Source organism: Okeania sp. SIO2C2 (assembly GCF_010692625.1).
Taxonomy (GTDB): domain Bacteria; phylum Cyanobacteriota; class Cyanobacteriia; order Cyanobacteriales; family Microcoleaceae; genus Okeania; species Okeania hirsuta.
This window is the reverse complement of record NZ_JAAHGM010000018.1, coordinates 22,595-45,373: the sequence shown is the minus strand read 5'-3', so window position 1 is coordinate 45,373 and position 22,779 is coordinate 22,595. Positions and strand designations below refer to the sequence as shown.

The 22,779-nt window shown below is 34.5% G+C and carries 6 protein-coding genes; 1 reads left to right on the top strand and 5 read right to left on the bottom strand.

Features of this window, described 5'->3' with window-relative positions:
• Window positions 1–11 precede the first annotated feature (11 nt).
• The 5 genes from F6K18_RS16740 to F6K18_RS16720 all read right to left on the bottom strand — a co-directional run bounded on the left by F6K18_RS16740 (window position 12) and on the right by F6K18_RS16720 (window position 16,268).
• Complete coding sequence (locus F6K18_RS16740) at window positions 12–5,546, bottom strand: glycosyltransferase (protein WP_287522354.1); 5,535 nt, start codon at window positions 5,544–5,546, stop codon at window positions 12–14.
• A 310-nt stretch (window positions 5,547–5,856) separates the two neighbouring features.
• The gene (locus F6K18_RS16735) at window positions 5,857–7,728 is read right to left on the bottom strand and encodes a sulfotransferase family 2 domain-containing protein (protein WP_287522352.1); all 1,872 of its coding nucleotides are present in this window, start codon (window positions 7,726–7,728) and stop codon (window positions 5,857–5,859) included.
• Between the two features lie 364 nt (window positions 7,729–8,092).
• Window positions 8,093–11,002, bottom strand: coding sequence for a glycosyltransferase family 92 protein (locus F6K18_RS16730; RefSeq protein WP_287522350.1), 2,910 nt, complete (start codon window positions 11,000–11,002; stop codon window positions 8,093–8,095).
• Window positions 11,003–11,032: 30 nt separating this feature from the next.
• Window positions 11,033–14,785: a sulfotransferase domain-containing protein gene (locus F6K18_RS16725; RefSeq protein WP_287522348.1), complete on the bottom strand. Its 3,753-nt coding sequence runs from the start codon at window positions 14,783–14,785 to the stop codon at window positions 11,033–11,035.
• Between the two features lie 280 nt (window positions 14,786–15,065).
• Entirely contained in the window at window positions 15,066–16,268 is a 1,203-nt protein-coding gene (locus tag F6K18_RS16720) for an RNA-guided endonuclease TnpB family protein (protein WP_287522346.1), read from the bottom strand.
• Between the two features lie 503 nt (window positions 16,269–16,771).
• On the opposite strand from F6K18_RS16720, the gene F6K18_RS16715 reads away from it, so the two are divergent.
• Entirely contained in the window at window positions 16,772–22,699 is a 5,928-nt protein-coding gene (locus F6K18_RS16715; RefSeq protein ID WP_287522344.1) for a tetratricopeptide repeat protein, read from the top strand.
• Window positions 22,700–22,779 lie beyond the last annotated feature (80 nt).

Genomic DNA, 22,779 nt, shown 5'->3' with positions numbered 1-22,779 from the left:
TTTATTAGCTATCAAGCAACAGTATAATCGCTAAGTTGAATATCAAAATTTAGATTGTAATATGGGTCGCCCAAATCCATATCAATTTGCCATTGGTCTAATAGCAACATATAGTCAACCACATCATAATTTCCTTCTCGGTGTTTCTCTGATTGATGATTAATTAAAACACTACGGGGGGTAAATACTATTCGCTTGCCATTTTTCCTCAACTTCAAACACAAATCAACATCTTGATAATCGGAGAAAAAATGTTTATTAAAACCTCCAACCATTTCAAAATTTTGCCTACTCACCATCAAACAATCTCGACTTACAGCAGATACTTCTCTTGCACAAACTAAAGAACCTGCATAACCATCATGGTTAGAGGGAAAACCTCGCATTACATAATCAACTTTTCCAGACTTTCCTAATACAATACCTGCGTGTTCAACAATTCCATCTGGGAAAATTAATAATCCTCCCACGGCACCAATATCAGATTGTTCGGCGTAATATAAAAGATGTCGTTGCCAATCTTCAGTAACAACTTCTAAATTAGTATTGAGGAAAATAAAATATTCTCCTTTGGCTGTTTTGGCAGCCAGATTATAAGCACGAGAATAATTAAATTGCCCTGATAGATTTAAAACTTTCACCGCAGAATTTTCGATAATATTTTCTGTTTTTTCCCCACCAACTAAAATCACTTCATTTTTGGGATAAGTTGAAACAGACAAAAGATTTTCCGACCATTTATCAAGATTTTCTGAAATATTAGGAGCAGCAATAATTAGACTAATCAAAGGATGATTATTTTTAGGCAAAGGATTAATATTTATCCGATGTTTACCTAAACCAGGTTCTGCTTTTGCTGCTAAACCAATTCTTTGTAAATGAGAATTAACAGCAGCTTGTTGTACTACTTCAATACCTGCTTTAGCATCGGCATCTCCCGAAATACTTCCTTTAACTTGTCGCCAATGATAAAGGTGTTGAGAAATATGGGCAATTTTATTAGTTTGCTCGGAAACTCGTAACATAAACTCATAGTCTTGTACTCCATCAAATTCGCTATTAAAACCACCAGCAGCTAAAGCTAATTCTCGATGTACACATAATAAATGACCGACATACATGACACCACGAAAATATTCAGGAGACCAGTCAGGTTTAAAGAATGGAACGATATAATTTAATCCAGAAAAATCAATTTTATCTTCATCGGAATAAACCACATCAAATCCTTCTGCCAGTTTATTGAGACTATCTTCTAATGCTGTGGGAGCCAGAGTATCATCGTGGTCTAATAAACAAATATATTCTCCTGTAGCCATATTTAAAGCTTTATTTGTAGCAGAACTAATTCCCCCATTTTCTTCTGAAAATAGAACTTTAATTCTCTCTTCTTTTTCTGTTAAACCTGCAAGTATATTTTTAATTTCTGTTTGTTTCGAGCCATCATCAACAATGCACCATTCCCAGTTAGAGATAGATTGGTTAAGAACACTTAAAACAGTTTCCACAAACCAATCTAAAGATGAATTCCAGGTTGGAGTAAGAATACTAATAGAAGGTTTAGAGTAATCTACTCTTCCTTCTATAGAAGATTCAGAAAAATCTCCTCTTCCTTCTTTCTGCTGACTTATTCCTTCTATCAAAGATTCAGAAAAATCTCCTCTTCCTTCTTTCTGCTGACTTATTCCTTCTATCAAAGATTCAGAAAAATCCCTTCTTCCTTCTTCCTTCTTCCTTCTTCCTTCTACTAAAAGAATTTCCCAGAAATTTTCAACTGTTACTCCGGATAAACCCAATAATTCCTGTTGTTTTTCGGGTGGGGGAGTAGGAATTTTTGACTTTTGAGCAACTTCTTCTAAGGGTTTAGTTAGAAGTTTTTTTTTAGCCGTAGTTGAGGTATCTGGTTCTACAGGAAATAGACTCTTGACAGGAATATCTTCCCTTTGAGATTTGAACTTTTCTAGATCAGCTTGAATTTCTTGGATTTCTATTTGCGATTTCTCCAAATCTGCCATTATTTCTGCCAGTAAAGGAGATACAGAAGACTTAGATTCAGGAGTAATTTTTAAAGTAGGTTCTGATGGTAAATTTTTCTGCAAAACCTCAGAGCGATCGCTATCTATTTTTTCCAAGTTTTGTAAATTTTCTGACTGCTTACTTCCTACTTCTTGTCTAACCAAACTCTCAATTTTTTCCTGATTTACTCTGACTTCTTCGGAGGAGCGATCGCTATCTATTTTTTCCAAGTCTTGTAAATTTTCTGACTGCTTATTTCCTGCTTCTTCTTTAACCAAAACATCAATTTTTTTCTTCCTTACTCTGACTTCTTCGGAGGAGCGCTCCCTATCTATTTTTGCCAAGTCCTGTAAATTTTCTGACTGCTTATTTCCTACTTCTTCTGTTACCAAACTCTCAATTTTTGCCTTCTTTACTCTGACTTCTTCCTTCTCAATAATTACCATATCTGGATAACTTCTCTTACCCACTCGTCCACACCAAGAACCATAATATTTTCCTAATACATTGAAACCAGCATTAATCACCCACTCCAACAATAAAGACTCCAGAAAACCCATCCCTTTTTCTGGTGAATTTAGGTCTTTAGTAAAACCTTCCTCAACTCTATGAATAAGAGGTTGAGAACTCTTGCCTTGAGATATTAATTGTTCTGACTCGTGGTTAACTAAGAAACATTGGAATAAGAGACGACCACCTGGTTTTAAAACTCGATAAACTTCATCTAAATAATCACGAATCTTGCTCCCACCTACCTGAATAAATCTGGAACCAATAAAGACAAAATCAAAACTTTTGTCGTCGTAGGGAAGTTTCAAATCTGAGTCTATCTGACGGAAATTGAAATGTGGTTTATGACTGCTAATATTTTGCTGTGCCCAAGATATTAATTCCTCAGAAAAGCCATTCCCTTCATAACGACCTGGAGATTTTAAATAATAGGCTAGACCATAAGCAATATTCCCGACTACGCAGCCAATTTCCAAAACTTCAGCAGTGGGTTGAAGACCTACTCTTTGGATAAAGTCACCTAAAAATTTGCAGCTTCTTTGGATAAAGTTAATTGCTTTACCTTCTATATATTTACCATCAGGAATTGGCAGGTATGGATTAAATAGTTGAAATAGAATTTCTCCCTCTTGCCCTTGAAATATTGGAGTCAGAGTAATTAGAGTATTTTGACAGTTTTGAAGTTCTGCCTTTGTCAGAGGTATTTCCAGACTAAATCTAGCATTTTCAGCATTATTAAGCTGAGTCCGAACTTTTGCTACATCTGGGCTAGGTAGACCTAATTTTTGTTCAAAAGAAGTAAATTCTTGACTGCCGATGAAAACTTTAAAGCTTTCTACAGAACCAAAATTGTAAGAACCTACCCATCCAGATATGATTAATTTTTGATTGGCTTTCTCTACTCGATCTAGATGACCCGTTGTTGTAATTGGTTCAATTGGTGGGATGAATTTTGGTTGTTCTTGAACTATGGGTGCTTCAGAAAAAGTTATTTGTTTGGGATTATCTAATACTTTAGACAAAACCTGACCTTTGCCATCTTTAAATATGGGAGTTAAAGCAATCTCAGCATTTTGGAATTGTGAAATTTGTTCTGGGTTAAGAAATGCCTTGAGACGAAACCTTGCTTTGTCAGAATTATGAAGATTTGGGTGTAATCTTCTCACATCAGGGCTGGGTAAATTTAAGGCAGTTTCAAAATTTTCTATTTCAGTATCTGCAATAGTTAATTTAAAGCTTTTTACTGCTCCTAAATTACGAGAAACTACCCAACCTGTTAATAATAATTCTTGACGCTCAAATTCTACCTTATCAAGAGAACCCAATTTTGCTAATGGTTTTGTTTTTTCTGGCACTGTATATGGTTCAAAATCAACTACATTTTTTTCTGGTAAATCAATTCCACTTTTGCCTTCTTCCTTCTTTCCTCTTCCTTGATTATTAACTATATTTTGTGCTGACAAATTAATGTCACTTCTAACTTCTTGTTCACTTCTAACTAAAGTTATTTGTGTGAGATTATCTAATACTTTAGACAAAACCTGACCTTTGCCGTCTTTAAATATAGGAGTTAAAACAATCTCAGCATTTTGGAATTGTGAAATTTGTTCTGGGTTAAGAAATGCCTTGAGACGAAACCTTGCTTTGTCAGAATTATGAAGATTTGGGTGTAATCTTCTCACATCAGGGCTGGGTAAATTTAAGGCAGTTTCAAAATTTTCTATTTCAGTATCTGCAATAGTTAATTTAAAGCTTTTTACTGCCCCTAAATTACGAGAAACTACCCAACCTGTTAATAATAATTCTTGACGCTCAAATTCTACCTTATCCAGAGAACCCAACGTTGCTAATATTTTTGTTTTTTCTGACACTGTATATGGCTCCAAATCAACTACATTTTTTTCTGGTAAATCAATTCCACTTCTAACTTCTTGTTCACTTCTAACTTCATTCCTTCTTCCTTCTTTCTTCTTCCCTCTTCCTTCTTTTCGTAATTTTAAAGCTGCTGCATAAAGTTCCATATCTTGACTATTAGCATTTGCCAATTCATCCATTAATTTTTTGTCTGATAAAACCTCTTTCTGAAAGTCAAGATATTCTGGATAAGGATTTCTATTTTGATAAATAACTTGATAATCTGACCAATCAAGAATATTTTTGAGTGCCAGTAAATCCTCTTCAAAATATTCTGTAATTCCGACAAAATCAAAATAATCCAGAGATTTACCATTTACACAATAAGCCATAAGATTACTGTTACTTTGAGCAAACTTCAGTAAACCTTGTTTATTTAGATAATCTTTTGTAGGATTCGATATGTGGCGAAAACAATAATCAGAAATTAATCTATGGATAGGTTCTCTTAACCATGTAATTCTCTTAGTGTCAGGAAATAACTTATCGTATTTACCCGCGCGAAAATGACCCTCAATAACTTTAGTCTGCCAATGAATAGTAGCTGGCATATTATCTTCAAACATATTAGTTTTATCTGTCAGAACTCCTTGAGTTCCATAAACCTGTAATAAAACTTGTCTGAAAGCTGTTCCGGCTGCTTTTGGCACATGAACAGAAATAAGTTCTAATTGAGGAGTTTTGGTTGGTAAATTACTTGGTTGTGATGTTTTAACTAAAGCAGATAATGCCGGATTAACTGCATTTAATAAAGGTTCTCCTTCACGATCGGCAACTAGAGGAATTAAAATAATCAGAGCATCTTTAAATTGTTGTTGCTGCTGTTTATTCATTGGCAGCCTAATAATAAAACGAGCATTATTTGCAGCAGAAATATTTGGATGTGCTCTTTTCACTCCAGGGCTAGGAATACCTTGAGTTAATTCAAATCCTAATAATTGTTGACTGCCAAATAAAACCTTAAAATTAGTTACAGATTCAGGCTCAAATGAGAGAACCCATCCGCTTAAACAAACAGTTTCATTTTCGATTGCTACTTGGTCTAAAAATCCTGTAGTTGCTGCTAGTTGTGTAGGCTGTTTCTGTACTATTTCAACTTTTTCCATATTGATAAGATTCTGCTAAATTATTTTTTAGTAAACAGTTGGATAAGAGGATGTATTTCGGTTTATTTCCTACTCACAGTTTTTTCCACTCCCCTACTCCCCACTCTTCACAGGGGTAGGTTTTTAACAAAGGGGTGAGCGATCGCTTCTATTCAGTAGAAAATCTCAAGAAAAATGTGTTTTTTTATACAAAAAATGGGCGAAAATTCTCCCCACACTTCCCCCTCTTCCCCCTCTTCCCACACCCCAAAACACAATTATAAAAAACCTACCCCTGTGAAACTCCCCACTCCCCCAGTCCCCTACTTCCCTATTCCCTGACTTCTGCAAGAAGTGTATCTTTTTCCAAAATTAACAAATCTTCTTTAACAGATGAAGTCCGACCACACCAAGAACCATAAGATCTTTCTAGAACATTAAACCCTCGTTCATTTATCCACTTTAATAGTAAATTTTCCCTAAAACCAATCCCTCTCTCTGGTAAATCAATATCTTTAGTAAAACCATCTTCTATCTCATAAATAAGCTGTTGAGAACTTTTGCCTTTAGCTATTAACTGTTCTGATTCTGAGTTAATTAAAAAGCAAATTAATAAGCATCTCCCTCCAAGCTTCAAAACTCGATATATTTCATCAAGATAGTGCATAACTTCCAGACTTTGTAAATGAATTAATAAATGAGAAATACAAACACAGTTAAAACTTTCATCAGGATAAGGAAAAGTAAAATTAATTGCTGATATTTTGCCAGTGGGGTTATACAGAGGATGATGAATGTTATGCCAATAAAAATTAAAGTTAGGTTTGCGTGTTGTAATTTCCTTTTGTAGCGAGGAAATCAAATTTTTTACTATATCAAAACCTTCGTAACGACCAGAAGGTTGTAAATAATGAACTAAGGCATAAGCAACAGTACCAATATTACAACCAACATCCAGAATATGGTCTGTGTGTTGTAAACCTAATCTCTGAATTAAATCTCCTAGTAATTTGAAGGAAGTACCAATAAATTCACCGCTTCCATCAACATCAATTATTTTTATATCTTTCTCTTCAGGCAGTGGCAAAAGTGGTGTTAATACCTTTAATAAAATTAAACCCTCACCAAGCTTAAATTGAGGAGTTAAAGTAATTAATGAATACTTTAATTGGTTAATTTGCTGTTGATTTAAAAGTATTTTCAGACGGAATCTAGCATTACTTACACTATCTAAATTAGGATGAATTTTTTTTACATCTGGACTTGGTATATTGAGAGTTTTTTCAAAAAAACTAAATACTTTATTACCAATCAAAATTTTAAACCCCTCCACCATGCCAGCATCAAGGGAAGCAACCCAACCAGACAAATGCAAAACTTGATTTTTAATGACTGTCCGGTCAATAGAACCCCAAGTAAGTAGAGGATTAGTTTTTATTATTTGCGGGGTATTTTCTTGTTTTCCTGATGATAAATTGTTGAGATTTTCTTGAGTGTAGTATTGTATTTTTGATGTTTTTCTCCGGGTCTTCCGCAAACTTAACGCTTCTCGATAAAGTTCTATATCTTCCTGATTTATCGCCGATATTTTATTGACTATTTCTTGATCAGATAATACTTCTTCTAATAATGACTTGTATTCTGGATAGGGATTAGTATTTTGGGTTTCAAGTTTATAGTCTGGCCAGTTTAGTATTACTTTGAGTTCATGCAAATCTTCGGGAAAAAAATCTTGAATCCCGACAAAATCAAATTCTGTTAATTTTTGCTCTTGAACAAATTTTGATTTAATTACATTCTGCATCTCTGGTTTTTCGGCGAATTCTATAAATGTCAAATTAGACTCTTTGACTGGTGATAAATTTTGTTCATCACTTTCTAATAAAATTTGCCAAGTCTTCCAAAAAAAGTAAAAAGAGATTAATCTCTTGATTGGGTCTCGGAGCCAAATTATTTTTCTAAACTCTGGAAATTTATCATCATATTTATTACTAGGGAAATGACCATGAATTACTTTAACTTCTGGCTTGGGATTGATTAACATTTTATTACGTAAATGTCCCCTATGTGGATAGTCAAAGAAAATTTCTTCTTGATGATATATTTGCCTCAAAACCTGTTTAAATGTTGTACCAGCAGTTTTTGGTACATGAATCGAAACAATTTTTGTTTTTGCTCCTTCTAATTTATTGATTTTACTCATTTTTGTGTTGAATATTTAAGACTAATTTTTGCTTGATAGCAGAAGGAAGAAGGAAAAATCTGGCGTTGTCTGAGTTTTAAGTTTTTGATATGTCTGCGCCCTTTACTTCGACTGCTATACCGGGTTGATTAGATGTAAGCATTCAGCAGTTCAGCTATCATCTATCAGCTATTGCTTTTAGTTTTAGATCAAAGTTTTACTAATTGAGTCAGAATTTATACTTACGCCTAAAAGCTGACTTTAAAGCCTATATTCATTAAAACCCCATCATAACAGCTGAGAGCTGACAGCTAATAGCTGTTTGCGCAGCATTCCGCAGGAAATCCTTACGATTAGATGAGAATATTCTTAGGGGAGTTGGATTCTAATTTCCTAATTCTCCCTGAATTTTTTGTAATCTAAGCTTGTATTGTTTTAAGACTGTTTGATAGTTATTAAATTTTGACTGAAATTCAGTTTTTTTTTCTACAATTAGCAAATCTTGATAAGTAAAAGATTTGCGTCCACACCATGAACCATAATATTTGCCTACAATAGTTAAGCCACTTTCTTTGATCCAATCAATCAGTAAAGATTCTTGAAAACCTATAGTCTTTTCTGGCAGTTCTAAATCTAAACAGAAACCACCTTCTATTTCATTGACTAAATTCTGAGAACTCTTACCGTCAGCAATTAATTTTTGAGATTCAGAGTTAATTAAAAAACAAGCAAATAAACACTTTCCTCCTACTTTTAAAACTCGCTGAATTTGATATAAATAATTACGCAGATCAATATTAGATAAATGAGTAAAAAGGTTGCTAATACAAATCACATCAAAACTTGCTTGTGGATAAGGCAATATAAATTCTTTTGTTGGTATAGTTCCCTTAGTATTATAAATAGGATGATAAATATTGTGCCATTGAAAGTTAAAGTTAGGCTTCCTAGAAGTAATTTCTTCCTTGGCCCAATTAATTACTTTTTCTGAAAATTCAATACCTTCATAACGCGCTCTAGATGTTAAGTAATAAGCCAAACCATAGGCAACTTCACCAATTCCACAACCTATATCAAGAATACTATCTGTAGGTTTGAGACCTGTTCTTTGAATTAAATATCCTAACCATTTGAAAGCATTAGACTGAAAATTCAAAGAACTATTTCTATTAACTCGATCTATATATTCTTTAGTAGGAAGCATCAAAGAAGGATTAAAGACATTAACAAAAATACAACCCTCATGATTTGCCAAAATAGGGATTAAAATAATTAATAGGTCTTGATAGTTTTCTCTGTGAATTTTATTGAGAGGTATTTCTATACAAAATTTCGCCTTTTCTGCACCTTTTAATCTAGGACGGGCTTTTTTTATCCTTGGACTTTCTATTCCTAGAGTTTGTTTAAAATCTCTATATTCTTCACCTCCAATCCAAACTTTAAAGCCACTAATAGGAATCAGATTTAAAGAAACTATCCAACCTGTTAGTTTTAGGAGTTCATTCTCAATCACTACTTTACCTAAATTTCCAATAGTTAGTAATGAGTTTGATTTTTCTAAGGAAAGTTTTACCTTGCTTTTCTTTTTAGCAACTGCTGCTAATGATTTCTTGAGTTGAGGAATATATCTGTGAATAGTTAAATCTTCTACTTCATTAAATATCAAATCTTTCGATTCAAAATGCGACCATGGTCTCTGTTCATTTTTAGTGGCCCTACCTCGCATCATTTTTTTCATACTTTCTTCTTTTGAACGAGTAGTATAATGATTTATTCTTATTTTTTTGATGGAATGTGTTGAGGAAAAAGGTTTGTTAATTGGTTGTTTATTTTCTGTTACTACCTGACCTTCAGAAAATACAAACTGATGAGGATTTAGGGGACGAATTGTTTTTTCTGGACGTAGAATACATTTGATATGTTTATTCGGACCAAAACTTGTTTTGGCACGTTTAATAAAGTTTTCTATTTGTAATCCTTCGGGCTTTTTCTCATGTCCTGATGTACCAAAATTTAGCCAGTTAACTCCTAGGGCTGAAACGTCAGAAAATTCATCTATTATATCTGTTATCTTATCTGCTACTGTGGGAAATAAAAATTCATCTAAATCTATAAAAGCTATCCATTCTGAATCATATCTGTGATTATTTAAGCAATGGTTATAAGCAGGAATTTGCCCTGGTTTTTCCGGCCAGTAATAATAAATAACTTGTCTATTTTGAATATAAAATTGCAAAATTTTCTGAGTATTATCTGTGCTGTTGTTGTCATACAAATAAAATTTTTCTACTCCAACTAATTTATGAAATTCTAACCACTCTTCTAAATAAGGACCCTCATTTTTCATAATTGCACAGATACTTAATTTGCACTTTTCTCTTTGTTTGTTAAGATAATCGTTTTCCACCTCTTCTATTAACTGATTTCCCTCTAAGGATTTGTCAATAATTTCATCAGAATTGTCAGTAGTATTTGAGTCAATAGTTGTGAATTCTGCTGTTTGTAATGTTGCTTTTAACTTGGGAATAAAACGTTGAATAGTTAAATCTTCTACTTCATTACGATTATGATATTTTATATCTCCTATTTTTCTTTTATAATTTACAGTCGCTCTACCCCTTTTGACCTTATTTAAAGCTTCTTCCATAGAGCGAGTGAAGTAATGATTAATTCTCAATTTTCTCACTGAATGTTTAGCTGAAACTTTCTCTGATAATTTTTCATAATTTTCGCTCACTGCTACTCCATCATTCAAATAGACAAAATGATGAGGAGTGTTACATTTAATAGTAAACTCACTGCGTACAATACATTTAAAATTTAGATTAGGCTTAAAATCTTCTTTAGCTCGCTTAGTAAAATTTTCTATTTGTAATCCTTCCGGTTTTTTCTCATATCCTGATGTACCAAAAATCAACCAATTAACCCCTACAGCAGGAACATCTGAGAACTCTTCTAATATTTCTCTCAAATCATTTTTTTCTGTGGGGAATAAAAATTCATCTAAATCTATAAATGCTATCCATTTTGATTCATTTTTATACTTTTGTAGAAAATGATTATATGCTTTCATTTGTTGACCATGTTTAACAGGCCATTTTTTTAAAACTACCTCACAATTTTCTATATACGGAGCCAAAATATCAAGAGTATTATCGCTACTGTAATTGTTGTATAAATAAAACCTTTCAACACCAACTAACTTATGAAATTCTAACCATTCTTTTAAATAATGCCCCTCATTTTTCATGATTGCACAAATACTTAACTTGCACTTTTCTCTATTTTGGTTCATCAAAATTATCCAAATATTTATTTAAGTTTACTAGGGATTAATTGCCAATTTAATGCTTTCAAAAATTTTCTCGTATGGCTCTCTTTTAAATAAAGTTTCCTGTTGTTCTACAAAATCTAAATAATCTAGCCGACTGATACTTTCCAAAGAATTCCATAAAGGTTGAAAATTTTCTCTCCATTGATTCCATATAACAGTTTGTCCATGGTCTGGAAAAGTTGCAAAACTGAACTGAGGAAAAAAGTCATGGATAGCAGGAACAACTTTAAAGACATCACCCATCCAATTTTTTGATTTCTCTTGAGAATTTTCCCTGAGCTTGACACAATTCTGATGTAATGGTTGAGCTTGAGCATAACTTCCCGGACAAGTATCATCTATTAACCAAATAGTATTTGCATGAGCTAAAGAAAGAGATGCACAAAAGTCACGAAAAGTTTGCTCAAAGGTATGAAGACCATCTAAGTAAATCAAGTCGAATGGCGACAAATCTTTGGTATAATTTCTGAAGAATTCATCGCTAGTAATTTCTAGGAAAACAATATTCTCAGTGGCATATTTATTAGTGTTGAATTTGAATTTAGGATCGACGGCAACCTTATTTTTTACCTGAATTGCGTTGAACGTTACACCCTGAGATACCCCTATTTCTAGATAGTTAGATGATTGATTAATTGTGGCAAGTACATTGAGGCGATCGCTTCTCTTTTTCAGGGTTCTATTTTTCATAATTATGCTCTGAAGATCGCTGTGGAAATTTGAACTTTCATTTGTTTTTGTACGCACTTGTAAATATCCTTCTATTATTTCTGAATAACGAGCTGTATTGATTTTTTTGAATTTATTGTGTACCTGATATATGTATGTCATAATATCGCACCTTTCCTGAGCCAAAAATTTTTCTTCGTCCCAGTCTTTGAGGTAGGCAAAATCATCGTTTCTTAGAGATTCAATTACTTGGTATGGATGTTTGTTTATAAGTATTTGCCTGGTACCATCTTTTTTATAAGTTCCAAGTGCTAATACATTGTCAGTATTTCCAGCAACAATATAATTGCGACATTTACTAGATATATGTGGATAGTAAAGCTGGTTGTTTGTTCTTCTGGGAATACAGGCAATCTCAGCATCTAAATAGTTAATAAATTCTAAGGAATAGATAGCACTTCCTTCACTAAATATGATTTTTTTAGCATTCATTAAATAAGTAATCTGTTCTAACATAGGGTAATTTTCTGGTTGTAAGGAAATATAACCCTCATCAACTAACAGACTTTCTAAATACTTCTCACCATAAGTATACGTTCCAAAAGGTATATGATTTCTGCCTAAAAAAAGCTTTAGTTTTTCTTGGTCTTTTCTCAAGTGATGAGTAGCATCTAAAATCCTTTGCTGTAGCTTTTTCAAATAGGAGCGATACCAGTCTTTAGGTCCTAATGTTAACTCACTACCTGGTTCGGGAATTATCAGGTTTTCAAAAGTACAATTACTTGTCACCCAAATACATTTGCTCAGAGGTATTTCTAGAATTTCCAAAGCTTGAACAAACCATTTAGTAGGAGTATAGTTGGTATTTTTTGCTGAGACAGCAAAAATAATACCATCATGGATATTGGTATTGAATGCCCATAAACGATGAATACCTTCAGTTAAAGCATGACCAAAGTGTGGACTTAAACAACCTCCATAAATATATGTACCACTATAGAATTTGGAATTGTTAATACCAGCATCAACTTGCATTTCTACGTCTTGGTATTTCATCGTTTTTTCGATTTTGGGACGTCGATGACGAAATTTTTCTGGCATATCTTTAGGAAAGACAACACCTCCAACCCACTTGCTTGGTTGAAAACTTGATACTGGTGTAACAATTGCATTTTGTATTTGAAAAAGACGATTATTTTCCGTAATATTTATTGATATTGGGTATGTACTATCTGACTTTGTTACTGGAAATGGTTTTTGCCACCAATAAGTATGTTTAGGTTTACCCATAGTTCTTGTCACCAACCAATCTTTGAGTAACTCGTAACCTGGTTGATACTTTTCTCTTTGTGCATCATCTACCATCAATATTCCTCCTTTTTTTAGAGTTTTAATTGATGCTTCAATGCATTTAACTCGATCGCGACCATCAACAATAATTAGATCAAAAGATTCTGTAGGAAACTTTTCGCATATCGTATGATATGGTCTTGCTAATAGTTTCATATCTACTGGATGACAATTTTTCTGCTTCTGAATCCGATCTTTAACTTGGTTAAACCACATACCGTCATGCTCAATAGAAGTCAGATTTTTAGTTAACTTAGATAGCCATATAGTAGAACCTCCACTGCCAAATTCCAGCACTTTAGCATCAGGTTTTTGCTTCAAGAAATTTTCTAAAAATTTGATAGCTTCTTTTGTCAATAAAGGAGTAGCTTTAATCTTTAATGATTTAGTATTGTTAGTCCGCATACAACCTATTGGCATTCGAGTTTCATCAGTAAATACTGCTTGTATTAGCCAATTAAATTTGGGTCGTAATTTCTTGACTGGGAAGTCTATACTAAAACCAATTTCTTTGACTTGGGGTACTTCTGGATAACGTTTAGCTATATCAGGACGTAGCTGATTAACAGAGATACTTTTCAATATACTACTCAATTCCACTATTTCTATAGCAACTACAGGACACTTTTTTCCTAATACCCATCCAGAGATATTAATGATATCTTGATTGTTAGTTTTTTCCTGAATTTCTTTGATTTCATATCCCCAAAATAATTCATTATAAATTGCTCCGTAAGCTGCATCATAATTTTCAATAACTATTAGTTTTGATTGAACACTAGAGGGAACTAAATTTTTATCACTTTTCTGAATTGTTAAGCTTGACTTGGGAATTGATGTGGAATCTAGTGTTAACTCTATTTGCTCTAACAGAGATTTATTGTTATTTAATTGATCTTGAAATTGAAGCAGCGGTCTATGTTGGTTTTGTGCTTTGTCAAAATTCATTTCCCAATTAAATTTTATGCCTAAATATTCTTCTAGTCTTTGATTATAAGGTAGAAAGTATTCAGCAAGACTTGAGCGGACTTTTGAATCTATTGACTGATAAGACAGTTCATTATATTTCTTTTTATTAGTTACTTGATAATTAGGTAACCCTAAAAATTCAAAAACTTCTTTTAGTGTGAAATCTGGATTATCATAGAAATCTTCACTTTTCAAAATTAAGAACTGTTTTCTGGGAAAAATATTCATCCATTTTTCTAATTGTTCAATGTAAATCCCTCTTTCTAAATAGCTATAGTTTCTATGGAATAAACTTCTATAATTTTCATCAGAGATGAGTTTCTCTTTTTCTATATTCAATCTTTCTGGTTCTTTTTCAATTGCTTTTCTAAAAGGTAAAGGTTCTCGCTTCTTACTAATTCGTCGATTATGATGATAATGAGATACTGCTCTATCTACAGGATTTCTGAGAAGTACAATTAATTTAATATCTGGTAATAAATTAAACATTTTCTGGGGAGTATGTGGATCAACTAGATAATCTGGTGTAGCTTCTCCAGTTATGAGATTTTTTCCATTAGGTATTGTGGGAAACTTGGATAAATACCAATCTACTCCTTCTGCCTTTTTTTTGTTTCCTGGTTTAGAAACCCAGTTAAAAAAATGCAATTCTTTCTTGGCTGCTGGTAAAATTTGTGGATGCTCAACCATATAGTTATATAAGGAAGTTGTACCACACTTCTGAGCGCCTATGATGATAAAATTAGGTAAAGTCATCTTGATTTTATTAAACCTCTCTATTCTAGATTTTTAGATATTATTTTTAATTCAATAATTTATATTTGATATACAGTGGAGTGGCAGAAAAAATTGATAATATTTTTGAAATTATTGTTGCTTATTTCTAGCCAATTGAAATAGAAATTCCTATAATCATTTATAATTTATAAGGGAAAGCCTCAGAATCAAATTTGATCCAGGCTGAAATAATAAAATATAGCAACTTATAATATCTTAAGTTCTTGACATCCTCCCCGGCCTAAAGGCGCGGGGATTCCTACCGAGCCGAAGCCCCTCGGCGGGTTGACCTTTCATTGGCTGCTGCTGCCTTGGCGGTAGTCTTACGCTTGCCTCCACGTCCGTTTAATGTCTCGGACTGCCCGCCCGCGACTAATATATTTATTGCTGCATTCTCGTCTCTATCATGTTTTGCACCGCAGTTGAGACACTCCCATTCTCGCACCTTCAGGTCTAGCTTCCCACCTTTAAAGCCACAATTTGAGCAAATTTGGGATGTTGGCTCCCAACGATTAATTACTCTAAAATCGCGACCATATTTTTCTGTTTTTCCTTCTAGGAATGTTCTGAATTGTCTCCATCCTAAATCGGATATAGCCCTGGATAATTTACGGTTCTTAACCATACCAGAAACGTTTAAATCTTCTAAAACAACTGTTTGGTTTTCACGAATTATTTCAGTAGATAATTTATGTAGAAAGTCTGTTCTTGTATCTTTCAGTTTAGCATGGAATTTAGCTACTCTAACCCTAGCTTTTTCATACCTTTTAGAGCCTTTAGTTTTCTTAGATAATGACTTACTTAACTTTCTTAATTTCTTAATTCGTTTTTTCAGTGGCTTAGGAGCATCAACCTTTGTACCGTCACTAAATGTAGCAAAGGTTTTAATACCTAAATCTATACCTACTGAATTATCAGTTTTAGGTAATACTTCTGGTTGTATTTCTACTACAAAACTCAAGAAATATCTATGGGCTGAATCTTTGATTACTGTTACTGATGATGGAGCAGCAGGTAGCTTTCTTGACCAAACAACTTTCAGCTTTCCTATCTTGGCTAAATAAACTTTATGTTGACCAATTTTAAACCCTCCCTTTGTAAATCTAGCAGTTTGCTTTGACTTTCTGCTTTTAAATTTAGGAGGTTTAACAGGCTTACCTTTTCTCTTGCCTTGAGTTGATTTAAAAAAGTTTTGATAAGCTTGGTTTAAATCATTTAAAGATTGCTGCAATGGTATGTTAGAAACCTCTGACAACCATTCTCTTTCTTCAGTCTTTTTAGACTGAGTAATAAAAAGCTTTTGTAGTTCTGATAAGTCAGGTTTCTTTTCTGCTGATTTATACTTGTTTTGGGAGTAAGCTAGACTATCATTCCAAACCACACGGACACAGCCAAATAGCTTGGCTAATCGGTATTTTTGTCCCGGCGTTGGATAGATACGATACTTAAATCTAGCTTTCATAAATTGACTTTTAAACTAACAACATGATAACATATTTATTGAAAAAAATCAACTAAAAAGTCGCCCTAGAAGGGCGAGGCTTGAGACCCATTTTTTTGGTCACCTAATGCCATAAGCATCATAAATATTCAACACAAATATAGTCATATGGTCTCCAGAAATTTGGGCAACTATTGACATAATCTAACAATGTCTGTGATAATAGAAAACCAAATAGCCACGCATAGTCAACGATCTGAGTTCAATAGGGTGAAATTCCACCGACTAACACGCTACCTCTAGACACATCAGAACCTACGTCCAAGCCTCTGTATTATGACCAAGTAGAAATTGAATCAGGGAGATCATCATGCAAAGAGGAAAAGAAAAAGTAGTCCCAAATGCTTTGAGCTATGGGAAGCGAGGGTGTTGTAGTTCACCCAGTCAGAATAACACCTGCAAAATAAGAATGTGTCATACTTGGCTATATTTTTATGAACTATTAGTCTCCAATGAAGACAAGTATGAGTAATTCGTTCCCAGTAACTCCAGATACTGCAGCCCAATATTTTCAACAAGGCAACCAAGCTGTAGAAGCAGGCCAATTAGAAAAATCTGTTACTCTCTATCACAAAGCCATTGAACTTAACCCCAAATTTGCTTTCTATCACCAAACTTTGGCAGATGCTTTAGCCAAGATAGGTAAATGGAAAGAAGCAACTATTGCCTACCAAAAGGCGATCGAACTTAAACCTAACTCAGCCTCGTCTTACCATAGCTTGGGAAATGTCCAACAACAACAAGGCCAGTTGGAACAGGCGATCGCCTCTTACTCCCAGGCCATAGAAATTAATCCTAATTTCTCGGAATTCTATATTAGTTTAGGAGCAGCTTTAGTTGAAAAGGGGTTACTTTATGAGGCTATTTCCCATTTCCAAAAGGCTATATCTCTAGAACCTGACTCTAGCATTGCTCATCAAAATTTAGGGGTAGCTTTAGAAAAACAAGGTCAGATTGAGGAAGGGATAATCTGTTATCGAAAAGCGATTGAAATTGACCCTGGTTTCTGGGAAGGATATCAAAAATTAGGAACAGCTCTGACAAAATTAGGATATCTCCATCAAGCTACCAATATTTATTTAAAGGCTTGCCAAATAATTCCTAATTTTGCTACAGTTTATCATTATTATGGGGAAGCCTTGGCAAAATTGCATCGGTGGGATGAAGCTATTGCTGCATATCAGAAAGCAATTGATTTGTTGGGTGAGCAGAGAGGCACCGCTCCTACGGCAGTAGTCTATCACCAGTTTGGCTATGCTCTAACTCAACAACAAAAATGGGAAGAAGCTATCTCCGCTTATTGTCAAGCAGTGGAACTTCAACCCAACTCTCCAGATGTTTATCACCATTTAGGATATGCTCTAGCTCAACAGCAAAAGTGGGAAGAAGCAGCAGCAGCTTACCGCAAAGTTACAGAACTTCAGCCAGACTCCCCAGAAGTTTATCATTATTTAGGATACGCTCTATCTCAACAGCAAAAATGGGAGGAAGCTGTAGTAGCTTACCGCAAAGCCTCCGAACTTCAACCCAATTCTCCCGATGTTTATCATCAGTTAGGCCATGCTTTGATTCAACTAAAGCAAAATGATTGGGCAGTGGTAGTTCTCCGCCAAGCTGTGGAACTTAGTCCTAATTTGGCTGAAGCTTACGGAGACTTGGGCAAAGCTCTGAGTAATATTAAGCAGTGGGATGAGGCGATCGCTTCTTTTGAAAAGGCCATTGAACTGAATCCTAACTTGGCTGAGGTGTATGGTTATTTAGGGGAAGTTTATGCTGCACAAAAACAGTGGGATGAAGCTATTGTTAATTATCGTCGCGCCCTGGAATTTAACCCCAAGTTGCCAGAAGTTCATCATAGTCTGGCTTTAGCTTTGGTGCAGCAACAAAAATTTGATGATGCTATTGTCAGTTATCGCCAAGCTATTGAGTTAGGTATTAATACGGCGGAAATTTATCATCAGTTGGGTCATACTTTGAGTAGGCTCAAACGGTGGGATGAAGCGATCGCAAGTTATCGTCAGGCAGCAGAAATTAATCCTAATTCGGCGGCAGTTTATCATGTGTTGGGAGAAAGTCTGGCGAAACTGGAAAGGTGGGATGAGGCAATAGTAGCTTATAACAAAGCTGGTAAACTGAATCCTAAGTCTGCTGATGTGCATTACCATATTGGGGAAGTTATGTCAAGATTAGGCAGATGGGATGAGGGGGTAAATGCTTATACTAAAGCTGTAGAATTAAGACCATCATCGGCAAAATTTCATTTTCAATTAGGGGAAGCGAAGACTAAAAAAAATCCACTGAGTGAAGCAATAAGTTGTTATCGTCGTGCTTTGGAAATAGACCCTTATTTTTCTAAAGCTAAGAAAAAATTAGAGGAAGCTTTATCATTTCAAAATGTTCTAGAAACAGGGGAACTTGCCAGTCTAAATTTATTAGGAGAAACAGAATTTGAAGGTTGTCTGGATTATGCAACTATCGACTATGTTTCTGGTTGGGCGAGACATAAAAAAGACCCTGATAAGGTTGTATTTCTGGATATTTTTGTCGGCAATAATTTAATCGGAACTTTAGTCGCGAATAAATATCGTCAAGATTTAGCGACAGCTTTTGGTACTCATGGATATCATGCTTTTGCTCATAAAATTCCGCCATCTTTACATAGCAATGGGTTAGTTGAAGTTAGTGTCAAAATAACAGAAACAGGTCAACAACTGAAAAATTCTCCTAAACCATTAGTAGTCGGACCTAAAGGTCAAAAACATGAAGTTAATCTCAGTTATAATCAGGGAGAAATTAACAAACTTATCTATCGTGTTCAAGTAGTCAGGAGTCAGGAGTCAGGAGTCAGGAGTGAATCAGGAGTTAGAAGTCAGGAGTTAGGAGTTAGGAGTGAAGAGGAAGTTAAAAGTCAGATACCTCTGGCAAAAATTCAGACAGAAAAACCAGCAGTGGCAGTAATTATTTTGAGTTTGAATGGAGCAAAACTCTTAAGTGAATTATTCGCCTCCTTTGAGATTTATAACAGCTATGAAAAATATGAATTAATAGTAGTAGACCACGGTTCCACAGATAATAGTATTGATGTCTGTACCCAGTGGTCAGAAAAATTACCAATTACAATTATTGCCAGAGGAGATAATTATTCTTTTTCCAACTCAAATAATGTGAGAGTAGAGCAAACAACAGCTCCTTTACTGTTATTTATGAATAACGATATTACCCTCTGCCAAGATATTATTCCCCAGATGGTCGATTTAATTCAACAAGATGAAAATCTAGGAATGGTAGGAGTCAAATTGTTGGATATAGTTAGCGATCGCTCTTTAGCTTTTCCTCCTACTCAACATCTAGGAGTACAGTTATATTTCTACAGTCAAAATGAACCTTTTTATCCTTTTGAAGTTCGGTATGCTCCCCAATTATTAAAAGTACAATCTGCTCCTTGGAAAGTACCTGTTGTGACTGGAGCATTAATGATGTGTCGGCGAGAAGATTTTCTGGCAGTGGGAGGTTTTAATGAAGACTATTTTTATGGTTATGAGGATGTAGATTTATGTTTGACTATCCGAGAAAAATTAGGCAAAGAAATTATCAGTGCTAATAATTTAACTGCTTTTCATAATCGTGGTTTTTCTCGATTTAATAAGGGCAAAGAATTTATCCAGAAAATCTTGAAAAATCGCCCGATAATTGAGCAAAGATATGCCTATTATTTACGAAGGAAACATCTACAAGATTACTTTGAAAAAGGAATGTATTGGACTGGTCATCCTTTAACTATTGGTTTTGCTGTAACTGAAGCAGATATGGCAGCATCCGCAGGAGATTATTTTACAGCGGTGGAATTAGGAGAACAATTAGTTAAGGAATTCGGATGGGATGTTTATTACATTTCAGAAGGAGAAGATTGGTATGATATGACGCGATTAGATGTCATTGTTGTTATGCGTCATGACTATGATTTAGAAAGAATAGAAAATGCTAAACCAAGTTTAGTAAAAGTTGCTTGGGCGAGAAATTGGTTTGAGATTTGGGCGTCTCAAAAATCAGCAGGAGATTATGATTGTTTCTGGTGTTCTTCTCAAAAATCTGCTGATTATATTCAGCAGAAATTATTTAAACCAGCAACAGTAATTAGGATAGCAACTAATGAGGAAAGGTTTCAAGAAGGAAGAGGGAAGAAGGAAGAAGGAAGAAGTAATAAATCCCCCCAACCCCCCTTTGAAAGGGGGGCAGAAAAAAGAGGGAATAAGGAAGAAGGAATAAGTGAAGTAGGGAAAAATTCGGAAGTAGAAATTTTAAATCAGTCAGGAAAAATTCATTCTGAACTAGAGAAAAATTCCGAAGCAGGAATTTCACAAGAGTCAGAAAAATCCTCTTCCGAACTAGGTAATAAAATTCCCGCAGTAGGCAAAAGTGAAGTAGGGAAAAATTCGGAAGTAGGAGTCTCAGAAAGGTCAGGAAAAATTCTTTCTGAACTAGAGAAAAATTCTGAAGCAGGAATTTCACAAGAGTCAGAAAAATCCTCTTCCGAACTAGGCAATAAATTGCCCGCAGTAGGCAAAAGTGAAGTAGGGAAAAATTCCGAAGTAGAAGTCTCAGAAAGGTCAGGAAAAATTCTTTCTGAACTAGAGAAAAATTCCGAAGCAGGAATTTCACAAGAGTCAGAAAAATCCTCTTCCGAACTAGGCAATAAATTGCGCGCAGTAGGCAAAAGTGAAGTCGAGAAAAATTCCGAAGTAGGAGTCTCAGAAAGGTCAGGAAAAATTCTTTCTGAACTAGAGAAAAATTCCGAAGCAGGAATTTCACAAGAGTCAGAAAAATCCTCTTCTGAACTAGGTAATAAATTTCCCGAAGTAGGCAAAAGTGAAGTCGAGAAAAATTCGGAAGTAGGAGTTGCCGTCAACTCAGAACAAGTCAATTCCGAACTAGAGAATAAATGTAAATCTGACTACTGCTTCACAGGAAGTTTCTGGAAATATCCACGAGATATTATGAGTTTGTTGGAACCAGATAATTTACCCTTTGAATTTGCTTTATTTGGATATAACTGGGAAAAATTTGAGAAATTTAAAAAGTATAATCGCGGACCTCTCCCTTATACAGATATGCCGAAAGTTTATGGTTCTACAAAAATAGTAATTGATGATGCAAACTCAGTCACAAAACAATGGGGTTCCACAAATTCCCGGGTATTTGACGCTCTTATTTCTGGTGCATTAGTTGTCACAAATGGAGAACTAGGAAATCAAGAATCTTTCGACGGACTATTGCCTACTTATAATTCCCGCGAATCTCTAGAAAATTTATTACGAGAGTACCTAACAAACGAGGAACTAAGATTAGCAAAAGTGGCAGAGTTACAGAAAATAGTCACAGAAAAACACACTTATAAACATCGCGCTCATACAGTATTTTCTGCCTTGCGCGAAAAAATGAGTAAGACTTTCCGCATCGGTATAAAAATCGGAGTTCCTGACTGGAAACAAGCGCAAGAATGGGGAGACTATCATTTTGCCTTAGCGATGAAACGGCAATTTGAAATATTAGGTCATTCCGTCAGAATTGATATTTTGCCAGAGTGGGAAAATCCTCAAATATTTGGAGATGATGTGGCAATTACGATTCGAGGTTTGAGTCGTTATCAACCCAAGTCTTATCATATTAATTTGATGTGGAATATTAGTCATCCAGACAAAGTTTCCCTAGAAGAATATGAACAATATGACCAAGTATTTGTGGCATCCCATTCTTATGCTGAGGAATTACAAAAACAAGTCAAAGTTCCAGTCAAAACTTTGCTCCAATGCACCGACCCAAATTTGTTTTATCCTGACCAAGAAGGTTATGAAGAAGTAGGAGAAATATTGTTTGTCGGCAACTCTCGGAAAGTTTATCGTCGGATAGTAAAAGATGCAGTCGAAAGTGGTTTAAAAGTAGATATTTATGGTACAAACTGGGATGATTTGTTGCCAGACGGTTATTTAAAAGGAGAATATATTCCCAACGAAATTTTACGACGTTATTACAGTAAATGTGGCGTCTTATTAAACGACCACTGGGATACAATGCTAGAAAAAGGATTTATTTCCAATCGTTTGTTCGATGCTGCTGCTTGTGGAGCAACAATTGTATCTGACAAAATTGCAGGTCTAGAAAAAGTCTTTGGAAATAAAATTTCCACTTATAATTCTCAGGAAGATTTGCCAAAAGTAGTAGAAAATTATTTGCAGCAAAAAAGTCAGAATGGAGGAGGAAAATCAGAATTAGCAAAATATATCCGAGAGAATCATAGTTTTGAGAAAAGAGTCAGGGAAATGTTAGGAACCATTGAGAAGTTGAATGAGGAAAAAATGTTGGGGAAGTTCATCCAATCAGAAACAGAAATCTAGAATATCTACTGATTAGTGAAACAGAAATAACAGCATTAAAAAAACTAACTGACATCTATCCATACAAAAATATTCTTGCC

Coding starts and splice junctions, on each gene's coding strand:
- F6K18_RS16725 (WP_287522348.1), bottom strand. CDS start 14,785: ATGACTTTACCTAATTTTATCATCATAGGCGCTCAGAAGTGTGGTACA.
- F6K18_RS16740 (WP_287522354.1), bottom strand. CDS start 5,546: ATGGAAAAAGTTGAAATAGTACAGAAACAGCCTACACAACTAGCAGCA.
- F6K18_RS16735 (WP_287522352.1), bottom strand. CDS start 7,728: ATGAGTAAAATCAATAAATTAGAAGGAGCAAAAACAAAAATTGTTTCG.
- F6K18_RS16720 (WP_287522346.1), bottom strand. CDS start 16,268: ATGAAAGCTAGATTTAAGTATCGTATCTATCCAACGCCGGGACAAAAA.
- F6K18_RS16730 (WP_287522350.1), bottom strand. CDS start 11,002: ATGAACCAAAATAGAGAAAAGTGCAAGTTAAGTATTTGTGCAATCATG.
- F6K18_RS16715 (WP_287522344.1), top strand. CDS start 16,772: ATGAGTAATTCGTTCCCAGTAACTCCAGATACTGCAGCCCAATATTTT.